The organism is Mycobacterium sp. SMC-4 (genome assembly GCF_050205565.1).
GTDB lineage: Bacteria > Actinomycetota > Actinomycetes > Mycobacteriales > Mycobacteriaceae > Mycobacterium.
The window spans coordinates 210,778-224,369 of sequence record NZ_JBNMQU010000007.1 but is presented as its reverse complement, the minus strand read 5'-3'; the positions used below and the strand labels follow the sequence as shown (position 1 = coordinate 224,369).

5 protein-coding genes are annotated in these 13,592 nt (G+C 68.6%); 3 read left to right on the top strand and 2 right to left on the bottom strand.

Features of this window, described 5'->3' with window-relative positions:
* Positions 1-16 precede the first annotated feature (16 nt).
* Positions 17-661 (top strand): IspD/TarI family cytidylyltransferase, encoded by a 645-nt coding sequence (locus ACQI46_RS14495; RefSeq protein ID WP_427094796.1) that lies wholly within the window; start codon positions 17-19, stop codon positions 659-661.
* On the opposite strand, the gene ACQI46_RS14490 is transcribed toward ACQI46_RS14495, so the two are convergent.
* On the bottom strand, positions 648-1,355 hold the full coding sequence (locus ACQI46_RS14490; protein WP_427094697.1) for an IspD/TarI family cytidylyltransferase: 708 nt from the start codon (positions 1,353-1,355) through the stop codon (positions 648-650). The genes ACQI46_RS14495 and ACQI46_RS14490 overlap by 14 nt on opposite strands.
* Positions 1,356-1,388: 33 nt before the next feature.
* Entirely contained in the window at positions 1,389-2,645 is a 1,257-nt protein-coding gene (locus ACQI46_RS14485; protein WP_427094696.1) for an MFS transporter, read from the bottom strand.
* Between the two features lie 377 nt (positions 2,646-3,022).
* On the opposite strand from ACQI46_RS14485, the gene ACQI46_RS14480 reads away from it, so the two are divergent.
* Together ACQI46_RS14480 and ACQI46_RS14475 are read left to right on the top strand one after the other, a co-directional pair.
* Positions 3,023-3,778 carry a MerR family transcriptional regulator gene (locus tag ACQI46_RS14480; RefSeq protein ID WP_427094695.1) on the top strand — a complete coding sequence of 252 codons (756 nt, stop codon included), beginning with the start codon at positions 3,023-3,025 and terminating at the stop codon, positions 3,776-3,778.
* Between the two features lie 542 nt (positions 3,779-4,320).
* Entirely contained in the window at positions 4,321-13,587 is a 9,267-nt protein-coding gene (locus ACQI46_RS14475; protein WP_427094694.1) for a fatty acid synthase subunit beta domain-containing protein, read from the top strand.
* The last annotated feature ends 5 nt before the right edge of the window (positions 13,588-13,592 follow it).

The following is a 13,592-nucleotide window of genomic DNA, read 5'->3' as shown; positions in this document are numbered from 1 at the left end:
CCTGCCCGCCGTGGAGATGACGGCGATCGTTCCGGTTCCGGTCTGCGACATCGAGCGCTTCGACGCCGTGCTGAGACCTGTTGCCGGACGGTCGGCGCTGGACCGCATCGTCGACACCTTGCGGACCTCGGCGCCAGTTGTCGTCGCGGTCGCTGCCGAGTTCGTCGACGCTGTGCGCGGCGCGTTATCCGCGTCCATCGGTGCGGACATCGGCGTCGTCGCCGCGACGGGCGATGGGCGGCGCGTCGCGTGTTTGTCGGCCGGCCTGGGTGCGTGTGCGGCTGGTCCGGTGCTGGTGCACCACCTGAGCTGGCCGGTCTTCAGCCCAGCCACCACCGAACGGGTCATCTCGGCGTTGACCGCGGGCGCGCTCGTCGTCGCACCGATGCGCGCGGTCACGGACAGCGTCAAACGCGTCGACGGACGCGGCGTGGTGACCGGGACAGTAGACCGGTCCCGTCTGCGCGCCGCGCAGTACCCGCGCGGCTTCGACGCAGCCACACTCGAGATGCTGCTCGAGACGGGTCGCGAACCGTTCGACGAGCTCCTCGCCGCTCTGCGGGCCGGTGTCCCGGTCACCGAGATCGACGGTGACGATCACGCCGCCCGCGTCGACCTGCCCCGCGATGCTGCCTTTCTGAGCGCCGTCATCGAGGCGTAGCGCCCCGAGGCGTGAGCAGCCGGTGAGCCACCGCGACGTCGCCGGCGTAGGTGACCTTCAGGTTGTCCGAGCGGCCGGGGAACGTCTGGACCTCGACATCGGTGTAGTGCTCCACGCACGACGACGTGTCGGTTCCCTCGAACCCGTCGCGGTCGGCGCAGCGGTACGCGTACAGCAGCTCCGGGGCCCGAAACGCCTGCGGCGTCTGTACTCGGGTCAGAGCACCCGTCGTCGGTTGCAGGCCGTCGGGGCCGACCTCGACGACGTTCTCGAGCGGCAGCGCGGGCAGGGCTCCGCCGTGTCGGCGGGCAAGGCTGATCGCCGTGTCGAACATGGCCGCGTCGGCCAGCGGGCGCGCCGCGTCATGAATGGCGACGACTTCGATTGCGCCAGTATCGATCTCGGGTGCCAGTGCCGAGAGCATGTTCAGTTCGGAGGCGTGCCGGCTGTCCCCACCTTCGACCAGATCGACTCTCACCCCGGGCAATTCACGGCGTAGCGTCTCGGCGGCGAGATCGCCTTCGCCGCGGCGGAAGACCAGGACCGTGCGGTCGACCGACGGTGCATGCGCGGCGGTGTCGAGCGCCCAGACGAGCATGGACCGCCCCGCCAACGGCAGATACGCCTTGTTCCCGTCGGCGCCCACCCGGGTGCCGAGCCCGGCGGCCAACACCACCGCCACCGCAATGCCCATGTGCGCACACTAGCGGCAGGGTGGTCGGGCTCCTCAGTTGCGGAAGCCCTCGATCAGCATGTCGTCGTCCTGAGCCCGCAGCAGCTTGCGTGTCTTGTGCCGGGTGATCAGGATCCCGGTGACAGCTACGACCCAGATGACGTACTGGACGGTCCATGCCCACCGGAACGCTTCGACCGACAATCCGCCTGCGGCCTCGAGCACCAGCCCCATCGCCTGCATGACGAGCAGGGACGCCAGAAACCCGCCCATGTTGACCATGCCCTGCGCGGTGCCGAGGGTGGCACTGGGATTGAACGTCCGCGCGAAGTCGAAGCCGACCATCGAACCCGGGCCGCCCACCGAGATCACCACGATCAGCACCACGAGCAACCACAGCGGCGCCTGGCCGGGGAGCGCCAGGACGACAGTCCAGACCGCCGCGTTGCTGGCGATGATCGCCAAGACCAGACGCGAACGTCGGTGCGGGTGGCGGCCGGTGAAGATCCCGATCATCACGCCGGCTCCGATCGCGGCGACGACCGACAGCGTCAGCAGCGCCCCCGCCGCGCCGGGGGTCAGCCCCTGCGCCACGGTCAGGTACGGCACACCCCACATCAGCGCGAAGACGGTGACGGAGAATTGGGTGCCCATGTGAGTGAAGAACCCCAGCCGGGTCCCCGGTCGTAGCCATACGGTTTTGACACTGGCGAGTGTGTGCCTGACCGACATCGCGTCCCGCGTCGTCACCACCCCCTCCGGGGCGTTCTTGACCACCAGCAGGATCAGGATGATCGACAACGCGCCGAAGGCGGCCACCGACGCATATGCGGTCGTCCACCCTGAAGCCGACAGCACGGCCAGGAACGGGACCGCGGAGAGCACCTGCCCGAGCTGGCCGCAGATGCCGGTCAGCTGAGTGACGAGCGGGATGCGTCGTGGCGTGAACCAGTGCGGCACGAGCCGCAGCACCGAGATGAAGGTGACCGCATCGCCGAGGCCGACGACCGCTCGGGCGGCGATCGCAGTGGGCAGTGACTCGGTGAACGCGAGGGTCAGCTGACCGCCGGCCATCAAGGTGGCGCCCGTGACTATCAGCGCCTTCGAGCCGAACCGGTCCAGGAGGAGTCCGGCGGGCACCTGGGCGCCCGCGTAGACGACCACCTGCAGGACGACGAACGTCGACAGCACGCCGGGACTCGCGGCGAAGCGTTCTGAAGCGGCCAGTCCGGACACGCCGAGAGTGGTGCGGTCGAGCACCGCGATGATGTACGCGAGGAGGCCGGTGGCCCAGACGATCCACGGACGCACGCTGACCCCTCAATGCTTGTCGAGCCGGCGTGCAGTAGCCGTGCAGCTACCTCCGGCGGAACTTCAGTAGTTACCAGTGGCGGTCCGATTTTCACGCGTCGCGGGGCGAGAGTGCCAGCAACGCGGGCGTGATCTCGGTCGCGGCAGCGAACACCGATACTGGCCACATGTTGGCTGAAAATGCACTTCGGCGTCGAAAATCCCGGGACAGTCTCATCATCGACGCAGGCTAGCGGGCTGAGGGGGCGTCCTGACGATTTGCCAGAGCAGAAAGCATTCCTTCGCTCGTATTGCAGATCGGCGTTACAGTGGTTTCATGAACCGTCTTGGCCATACCGGCCCGGTCGACTTCGCCCCGCTCGGTGGGGAGCACGGCGTTGGCTGAGTACCGGCTCGAAGATCTGGCCCGGGTCTCGGGGGTGAGCGCGCGGAACATTCGCGCATACCGCGAGCGAGGGCTGTTGGACCCGCCCCGGAGAGTGGGGCGCTCCGCGCTGTACGACGACTACCACTTGTCGCAGCTCAACACCATCAGTCAACTGCTGCGCAAGGGTTTCAACTCCACCCATATCGCCGAGTTCTTCGACAGCATGCGGCATGGCACGGATCTCGCGGACATCCTCGGGCTCCAGCGTGCGGTGCTGGGATCCCGTGCGGCCGAAGACGACGATGATCGACCGCAGGAAGCCCTCGACATCGACGTCGAGTCCGAAGAGGCGCGCGCCCTGGTGGCCCACGGATTGGCCAAGATCGTCGACCACGAAATGGTCATGACCGACGGAGCCGTCGCCGACATCCTGGCGCGGTCATCTCAGCCGATGCTGTACATCAAGGCGCTGCTCGAGTTCCTCGACGCGGCCGAGGCTCACCTGGACGCATTGGCGAAGGCATTCATCCAGACGCTGGCAGATCTGTACTACGCCCGAGTGGGGACCGAACTGCCCAAAGCCTCGGATACCGACGGGATCCGTCACATGCTGCAGGACTACCAGGCCATCGGCGCGGCGACCATGGCCACCCGGTTCAAGGAGGTCAGCCGCCGCTATCTCGTCGCCGAATCGTCGGATTACATCGCCGGCATCCTGCTGACCGGTGCCTGGGAGCCTGATCGGCCGTATCAGCGTCAGGCTTGATCCGCTCTGCTCGTCCAATCTGGGCAGGGATGGGCCGACAGAGTCGGTACTTACTGAGAAGTAGGGTTTCCTAGCAAACACTTATCCACTTTGCGAAGACTCGACGCGACATTTCCGTGGATGGTGTCCGGTCGGACCTGGCCTCGCCGTGACATTGTGCGAACCCGAACTTCCAGATAACGATTTGATAACAAAACTGCTTTGAACTGCGATTCTTCCCTACTCCGCCGTAACCACCTGCACGCAGCAGGTTTGGTCACGGCGGGACCGCGCGCTCCGATCGAGCACGTTACGGAAGGTTTGGTTACCGAAGCGTAGAACTCGCCAGTAACCATTTCGGGCGTCAAACTGAAGCCGTCTCTTATGACACTCTTACAACGGCTGAAAAGTCACCGCGGCCATCCGCGTAGCAGACCAGCCGGATTCGACGCCGAATCGCCATGCCCGCGCCAGACGGCGGACGTGCCCCACAGACTGCCCCGACGGACAGCGCTGCGACCAGTGAGTGCAGCGCCGACGAAGGACCGAGGAGAACAAAAGACGTGACGATCAACGACCAGCAGCGTGCGACCACCGGCTCCGCCACCGAGAACGGACAGGCGGTCCAGCCGCTCGCCGGTTCCCATGCACTGGTCGACCTGCTGCACTCCGGCGAACCCTATGCGGTCGCCTTCGGCGGTCAGGGCGGTCCGTGGTTGGAGAACCTCGAGGAGCTCGTCAACTCGGCCGGCATCGAGTCCGAGATCGCCAACCTCGTCGCCGAGGCCGAGTTGCTGCTCGAGCCGCTGGCACGCGAGCTCGTGGTGGTCCGGCCGATCGGCTTCGAACCCATGAAGTGGATCCGCGCGCTGGCCGCGGAAGAGCCGCTGCCGTCGAAGAAGGATCTCACCACCGCGGCCATCTCCGGGCCCGGCATCCTGCTCACCCAGATGGCCGCCATTCGCGCGCTCAAGCGCCAAGGACTCGATCTGGACGGCCACCCGCCCGTGGCGATCGCCGGGCACTCCCAGGGCGTCACCGCGGTCGAAGCGCTCAAGGCCGGCGGCGCCCGTGACGTCGAGCTGCTCGCCATCGGTCAGCTCATCGGCGCTGCCGGCTCGCTGGTGTCGCGCCGCTGCGGCATGGTCGGCCGCGGCGACAAGTCTCCGATGGTCTCGGTCACCAACGTCGACCCCGACCGCATCGCCGAGCTGCTCGACGAGTTCGCCCAGGATGTGCGCACGGTGCTGGCGCCGGCGCTGTCGATCCGCAACGGTCGTCGCTCGGTGGTCATCACCGGCACGCCCGAGCAGCTGGCACGGTTCGAGCTGTACTGCGAGAAGATCACCGAGAAAGAAGAGGCCGAGCGAAAGAACAAGGTCCGCGGCGGCGCGATCTTTCGCCCGGTCTTCAACCAGCTCAACGTCGAGGTCGGGTTCCACACCCCGCGCCTGGCCAGCGGCATCGAACTCGTCGACGAGTGGGCGTCGCGCACCGGCCTGGACCGGGAGCTGACCCACGAACTCACCGAAGCCATCTTCGTCAAGCCCGTCGACTGGGTCAGCGAAGTCGAGGGGCTCGCCGCGGCCGGCGCCAAGTGGATCGTCGACCTCGGTCCCAGCGACACCGTCACCCGGTTGACCGCACCTGTGATCCGGGGTCTGGGCATCGGCATCGTCGCCGCCGCCACCCGTGGCGGTCAGCGGAGCCTGTTCACCGTCGGCGCCGCCCCCACCGTGGCCCCCGCCTGGTCCAGCTACGCGCCCAAGCCGGTCGCGCTGCCCGACGGCTCGGTGAAGGCCTCGACCAAGTTCACCCGCCTGACCGGACGTTCGCCGATACTGCTCGCCGGCATGACGCCGACGACCGTGGACGCCAAGATCGTCGCGGCGGCAGCGAACGCCGGCCACTGGGCCGAGCTGGCCGGTGGCGGCCAGGTCACCGAGGAGATCTTCGACGCGCGGATCGCCGAGCTGACCCAGCTCCTCGAGCCGGGGCGCGCCGTGCAGTTCAACTCGTTGTTCCTCGATCCGTATCTGTGGAAGCTGCAGGTCGGCGGCAAGCGTCTGGTGCAGAAGGCGCGCCAGTCCGGCGCGCCGATCGACGGTCTGGTCGTCACCGCCGGCATCCCGGATCTCGAAGAGGCCGTCGACCTCATCGAGGAACTCCACACCGTCGGCATCAGCAACGTCGTGTTCAAGCCGGGAACGGTCGACCAGATCAAGTCGGTCATCAAGATCGCGGCCGAGGTCCCCACCCGCGACGTCATTGTCCACATCGAGGGCGGCCGCGCCGGCGGCCACCATTCGTGGGAGGACCTCGACGACCTGCTGCTGAGCACGTACGGCGAGCTGCGCAAATACCCCAATGTGACCATCTGCGTCGGCGGCGGCATCGGAACGCCCGAGCGTGCCGCCGAGTACCTGTCCGGTGAGTGGGCCAAGCCCTACGGCTTCCCGGAGATGCCGGTCGACGGCATCCTGGTCGGCACCGCCGCGATGGCCACGCTGGAAGCCACCACCTCACCGGCGGTCAAGCAGCTGCTGGTCGACACCACCGGCACCGAGACCTGGGTCGGGGCGGGCAAGGCCATCAACGGCATGGCCAGTGGCCGCAGCCAGCTCGGCGCCGACATCCACGAGATCGACAACACCGCGTCCCGCTGCGGACGCCTGCTCGACGAGGTGGCCGGCGACGCCGACGCCGTCGCCAAGCGTCGCGACGAGCTGATCGCCGCCATGGCCGACACCGCCAAGCCCTACTTCGGCGACGTCGACGACATGACCTACCAGCAATGGCTGCAGCGCTACATCGAGCTGGCCATCGGGGACGGGGACAGCACCGCCGACACCGCCGCCCCGGGCAGCCCATGGCTGGCCGACACCTGGCGCGACCGCTTCGAGGAGATGCTCAAGCGCGCCGAGGCCCGCCTGCACGAGAAGGACTCCGGCCCCATCGAGTCACTCTTCGCCGGCGACGGCGAAGCGCTGCTGGACCAGCCGGATGCCGCGATCGCCGCGCTGCTGACCCGCTACCCCGACGCCGAGACGGTGAAGCTGCATCCGGCAGACGTGCCCTTCTTCGTGACGCTGTGCAAGAAGCCGGGCAAGCCGGTGAACTTCGTGCCGGTCATCGACAAGGACGTCCGGCGCTGGTGGCGCAGCGACTCGCTGTGGCAGGCGCACGACGCCCGCTACACCGCCGATCAGGTCTGCATCATCCCCGGTACCCAGGCGGTCGCGGGCATCACCCGCGTCGACGAACCGGTTGGTGAGCTGCTCGACCGGTTCGAGCAGGAAATCGTCGACCGGATCCTGGCCGCCGGCGCCGAACCGGTGCCCGTGGTGTCGCGTCGGCAAGCCCGTGCCGACGTCAGCGGTCCGCTGGCGGTGGTGCTGGACTCGCCCGACGTGCTGTGGGCCGGACGGACCGCCATCAACCCGGTGCACCGCATCGGCGCACCGAGCGAGTGGCAGGTCAACGACGTGCCGGGCAAGCCCAGCGCGACGCACCCGAACACCGGTGCGCGCCTGGAACAAGCGGTGGACGGCTCCGGAAATGTCTCGGTCGCGTTGAGCGTGCCGCTGTCTGACATCTGGATCGACATCCGCTTCACGCTGCCCGAAACCACCGTCGACGGGGGTGCCCCCATCGTCACCGTCGAGGACGCGTCGGCGGCGATGCGTGCGGTGCTCGCCATTGCCGCCGGTGTGGACGGGCCGGACTCGCTTCCGGCGGTGCAGAACAACACCTCGACCGTCACCGTCGAATGGGATCCGGAGAAGGTTGCCGACCACACCGGTGTGACGGCCACCTTCGGGGCGCCGTTGGCGCCGGGCCTGACGCTCGTGCCCGACGCGCTGGTCGGGCTGTGCTGGCCCGCGGTGTTCGCCGCGATCGGTTCTGCGGTCACCGACGACGGTTTCCCGGTCGTCGAAGGTCTGCTGAGCCTCGTGCACCTCGACCACGCGGCGCATCTGCTGCAGTCGATGCCGAAGACCAAGTCCGAATTGACCGTCACCGCAACAGCTTCGGCGGCCACCGACACCGAGGTCGGTCGCGTCGTGCCGGTCGATGTGACGATCGCCGACTCCGAGGGCACCGTGCTGGCCACGTTGGGCGAGCGTTTCGCGATCCGCGGCCGCACCGGTCCTGTCGAGCTGACCGACCCGCCGCGCGCCGGCGGGGCGATCACCGACAACGCCACCGACACGCCGCGCCGTCGTCGCCGTGACGTCGTGGTCGACGCCCCCGTCGACATGAGCGCGTTCGCGGTGGTCTCCGGGGATCACAATCCGATCCATACCGACCGTGCCGCTGCACTGCTGGCGGGTCTGGAATCCAACATCGTGCACGGCATGTGGCTCTCGGCCGCTGCCCAGCACGCCGTCACCGCGACCGACGGCCGCGCGACCCCGCCGGCCCGCCTGGTCGGCTGGACGTCACGGTTCCTCGGGATGGTGCTACCCGGCGACGAGGTCGAGTTCCGGGTCGACCGCGTCGGTATCGACCGGGGTGCGGAGATCATCGAGGTGACGGCCAAGGTGGGTGGCGAGCTGGTCATGTCGGCCACCGCGCAGCTGGCCGCCCCGAAGACCGTCTACGCGTTCCCCGGCCAGGGCATCCAGTCCAAGGGGATGGGCATGGATGTGCGCGCCCGCTCCAAGGCCGCCCGTGCCGTCTGGGACACCGCGGACAAGTTCACCCGCGAGACGCTGGGGTTCTCGGTTCTGCATGTGGTGCGGGACAACCCGACGTCGCTGATCGCCTCCGGTGTGCACTACCACCATCCCGAGGGCGTGCTGTACCTGACGCAGTTCACCCAGGTCGCGATGGCGACGGTGGCCGCGGCGCAGGTCGCCGAGATGCGCGAGCAGGGCGCGTTCGTCGAGGGCGCCATCGCCTGCGGCCACTCCGTCGGCGAGTACACGGCGCTCGCCTGCGTGTCCGGGCTCTACGAGCTGCCCGCGCTGCTGGAGGTGGTGTTCCACCGCGGCTCCAAGATGCACGACATCGTCCCGCGCGACGCGCAGGGCCGCTCGAACTACCGTCTGGCGGCTATCCGCCCGTCGCAGATCGACCTCGACGACGCCGACGTCAAGGGGTTCGTCGCCGAGATCTCCGAGCGCACAGGTGAGTTCCTGGAGATCGTGAACTTCAACCTGCGCGGTTCGCAGTACGCGATCGCGGGGACCGTCGCCGGTCTGGAAGCGTTGGAGGAAGAGGTCGAGCGGCGCCGTGAGATCTCCGGCGGCAAGCGGTCGTTCATCCTGGTGCCCGGCATCGACGTGCCGTTCCACTCCAGCGTGCTGCGGGTCGGCGTCGCCGACTTCCGGCGTGCCCTCGAACGTGTCATGCCCACCGACGCCGATCCCGAGCTGCTGATCGGCCGCTACATCCCGAACCTGGTGCCTCGGCCGTTCACCCTCGATCGCGACTTCATCCAGGAGATCCGTGATCTGGTGCCCGCCGAGCCGCTCGACGAGATCCTCGCCGACTACGACACCTGGCGGAACGAGCGGTCGCACGAGCTGTGCCGCAAGCTGGTCATCGAGCTGCTGGCCTGGCAGTTCGCCAGCCCGGTCCGCTGGATCGAGACCCAGGACCTGTTGTTCATCGAGGAGGCCGCCGGCGGTCTCGGCATCGAGCGCTTCGTCGAGATCGGCGTGAAGTCGGCCCCGACCGTCGCGGGACTGGCGCAGAACACGCTCAAGTTGCCGGAGTACTCGCACAACACCACCGAGGTGCTCAACGCCGAGCGCGACGCGGCGGTGCTGTTCGCCACCGACACCGATCCCGAACCGGACGTCGACGAGCCCGCCGAGGACTCCACGCCGGCCGCGGAAGCCGCTCCGGCAGAAGCGGTTCCGGCAGCCCCCGCCGCGCCGGCCGCTGCGCCCAGCGGTGGACCCCGTCCCGACGACATCGCCTTCGACGCGGCCGACGCCACGATGGCGCTGATCGCGCTGTCGGCCAAGATCCGCATCGACCAGATCGAGGCGTTGGACTCGATCGAGTCCATCACCGACGGCGCGTCCTCGCGACGCAACCAGATGCTCGTGGACCTCGGCTCCGAGCTCAATCTCGGCGCCATCGACGGTGCCGCAGAAGCCGACCTGGCCGGACTCAAGGGACAGGTCACCAAGCTGGCGCGCACCTACAAGCCGTTCGGCCCGGTGCTCTCCGACGCGATCAACGACCAGCTGCGTACGGTCTTCGGGCCGTCCGGCAAGCGACCGGCCTACATCGGCGAGCGGATCAAGAAGACCTGGGAACTCGGTGACGGCTGGGTCAAGCACGTCACGGTCGAGGTCGCCCTGGGCACCCGCGAAGGTTCCAGTGTCCGCGGCGGGGCGCTCGGCGGTCTGCACGACGGTGCTCTGGCCGACGCCGCGTCCGTCGACAAGGTGATCGACGCCGCGGTGTCCGCGGTCGGGGCCCGCCGCGGTGTGCCGGTCTCGATGCCGTCGGCCGCCGGTGGCAGTGGCGGCGTGGTGGATTCGGCCGCGCTCGGCGAGTTCGCCGAGAAGGTGACCGGTCCCGACGGCGTGCTCGCGTCGGCGGCCCGCACCATCCTCGACCAGCTGGGTCTGGGCGCACCGTTGGTCACCCCGGACGCATCGACCGACGCTGAGCTGATCGATCTGGTGACGGCCGAACTCGGTTCGGACTGGCCGCGTCTGGTGGCTCCCGTCTTCGACGGGCGCAAGGCCGTGCTGCTCGACGACCGGTGGGCCAGCGCACGCGAGGACCTGGTCCGCATCTGGCTGATGGACGACGACGACCTGGAAGCCGACTGGGCGCGTCTGGCGGACCGCTTCGAGGGCACCGGCCATGTGGTCGGCACCCAGGCCACGTACTGGCAGGGCAAGGCGCTGGCCGCGGGCCGCAACATCCACGCATCGCTGTATGCGCGTGCCGCCGCCGGCGCGGAGAACCCGGGGAAGGGTCGCTACCACGACGAGGTCGCCGTGGTGACGGGCGCGTCGAAGGGCTCGATCGCCGCCTCGGTGGTCGGGCAGCTGCTCGACGGTGGCGCCACGGTGGTGGCCACCACCTCCAAGCTCGACGACTCCAGGCTGGCCTTCTACCGTCAGCTCTACCGCGACAACGCGCGCTTCGGCGCCAAGTTGTGGGTGCTGCCGGCGAACATGGCTTCCTACAGCGACATCGACGCGCTGGTCGAATGGGTCGGCACCGAGCAGACCGAGAGTCTCGGGCCCAAGTCCATCCACCTCAAGGACGCGCTGACCCCGACGCTGCTGTTCCCGTTCGCCGCGCCGCGCGTCGGCGGGGACCTCTCGGAGGCGGGCTCGCGTGCCGAGATGGAGATGAAGGTGCTGCTGTGGGCCGTGCAGCGGCTCATCGGCGGTCTGTCGCACACCAGCGTGGACCGCGACATCGCCGCACGACTGCACGTCGTGCTGCCCGGGTCGCCGAACCGCGGGATGTTCGGTGGTGACGGCGCCTACGGCGAGTCCAAGGCCGCCTTGGATGCCGTCGTGTCCCGGTGGAAGGCCGAGACCTCGTGGGCGCAGCGCGTCAGCCTGGCGCACGCACTGATCGGCTGGACCCGCGGCACCGGCTTGATGGGGCACAACGACGTCATCGTCGACGCGGTCGAGGAAGCCGGTGTGACCACCTATTCGACCGAGCAGATGGCGAGCATGCTGCTCGACCTGTGTGATGTCGAGACGAAGGTGGCCGCGGCCCGCGAACCCGTGCTGGCGGACCTGACCGGTGGGTTGGCCGAGGTCGAGCTCGACCTTTCCGCGCTGGCCACCAAGGCCCGCGAGGAGGCGACGTCCGCCCCGGCAGACGAGGCCGACGACGACGCAGCCGCCGATCACCTGATCGCCGCGTTGCCCTCGCCGCCGCGTCCTGCGGCTTCGGCGCCTGCACCGGAGTGGGCCGATCTGGACGTCGACCCGGCCGATCTGGTCGTCATCGTCGGCGGTGCCGAACTGGGCCCGTACGGGTCGTCGCGCACCCGCTACGAGATGGAGATCGACAACGAGCTGTCTGCGGCCGGCGTGCTGGAACTGGCGTGGACCACCGGGCTGATCAAGTGGGAGGACGATCCTCAACCGGGTTGGTACGACACCGAATCCGGCGAGTTGGTCGACGAGTCCGAGCTGGTGGAGCGGTACCACGACGAGGTTGTCAGCCGCTGCGGTATCCGTGAGTTCGTCGACGACGGCGCGATCGATCCCGATCACGCGTCACCGCTGCTGGTCAGCGTGTTCCTGGACAAGGACTTCCGGTTCGTGGTGTCCAGTGAGGCCGACGCGCGGGCGTTCGTGGAGTTCGATCCTGAGCACACGGTGGCCCGGCCGCTGCCGGATTCGGGTGACTGGGAGGTGATCCGCAAGGCGGGCACCGAGATTCGCGTGCCGCGCAAGACCAAGCTGTCGCGGACCGTGGGTGCTCAGATCCCGACCGGCTTCGACCCGACGGTGTGGGGAATCACCCCGGACATGGCCAACTCGATCGACCGGGTGGCGCTGTGGAACATCGTCGCCACGGTGGACGCGTTCCTGTCCTCGGGCTTCACTCCCGCCGAGTTGATGCGGTGGGTGCACCCGAGCCTGGTGGCCTCCACGCAGGGCACCGGCATGGGCGGCATGACGTCGATGCAGACCATGTACCACGGCAACCTGTTGGGCCGCAGCAAGCCCAACGACATCCTGCAGGAGGTCCTGCCGAATGTCGTTGCCGCGCATGTGATGCAGTCCTACGTCGGCGGCTACGGCGCGATGGTGCACCCGGTCGGAGCGTGCGCCACCGCGGCGGTGTCGGTCGAGGAAGGCGTCGACAAGATCCGCCTCGGCAAGGCCGAGCTGGTGGTCGCCGGCGGCTTCGACGATCTGACGCTGGAAGCCATCATCGGCTTCGGTGACATGGCGGCCACCGCCGACACCGAGGTGATGCGGGCCAAGGGCATCAGCGACTCGAAGTTCTCGCGTGCCAACGACCGGCGCCGGCTCGGGTTCCTGGAAGCCGAGGGCGGCGGCACGGTGCTGCTGGCCCGCGGCGATCTGGCGCTGAAGATGGGTCTGCCGGTGCTCGCGGTCGTCGGGTACGCGCAGTCGTTCGCCGACGGTGTGCACACCTCGATCCCGGCACCCGGGCTGGGCGCGCTCGGTGCCGGTCGCGGCGGCAAGGATTCGCTGCTGGCCCGCTCGCTGGCCAAGCTCGGTGTGGGCGCCGACGACATCGCGGTGATCTCCAAGCACGACACCTCGACGTTGGCCAACGATCCCAACGAGACCGAGCTGCACGAACGGCTCGCGGACTCGCTGGGCCGCTCGGACGGTGCACCGCTGTTCATCATCAGCCAGAAGAGCCTCACCGGTCACGCCAAGGGCGGTGCCGCGGTCTTCCAGATGATGGGCCTGTGCCAGGTGTTGCGCGACGGGGTCATCCCGCCCAACCGCAGCCTCGACTGTGTCGACGACGAGCTTGCGACGTCCACGCACTTCGTGTGGCCGCGCGAGACGCTGCGGATGGGGGAGAAGTACCCGCTCAAGGCCGGTCTGGTGACCAGCCTCGGGTTCGGGCACGTGTCCGGGCTGATCGCCCTGGTGCATCCGCAGGCGTTCCTGGCGACGCTGACACCTGAGCAGCGCGAGGCCTACACCGCACAGGCGCAGGAGCGCGCGCTGGCCGGTCAGCGGCGACTGGCCTCGGCGATCGCCGGCGGACGTCCGTTGTTCGAGCGTCCCGCCGATCGGCGCTTCGCCGATGACCTGCCGGAGAAGACCCAGGAAGCCGCGATGCTGCTGGATGCGTCGTCGCGGCTCGGCGAGGACGGCGTGTATCGGCGGTGAACGGT

Excerpts from the sequence above, each read along its gene's own strand:
- ACQI46_RS14490 (WP_427094697.1), bottom strand. The coding sequence starts at position 1,355 with ATGGGCATTGCGGTGGCGGTGGTGTTGGCCGCCGGGCTCGGCACCCGG.
- ACQI46_RS14495 (WP_427094796.1), top strand. The coding sequence starts at position 17 with ATGACGGCGATCGTTCCGGTTCCGGTCTGCGACATCGAGCGCTTCGAC.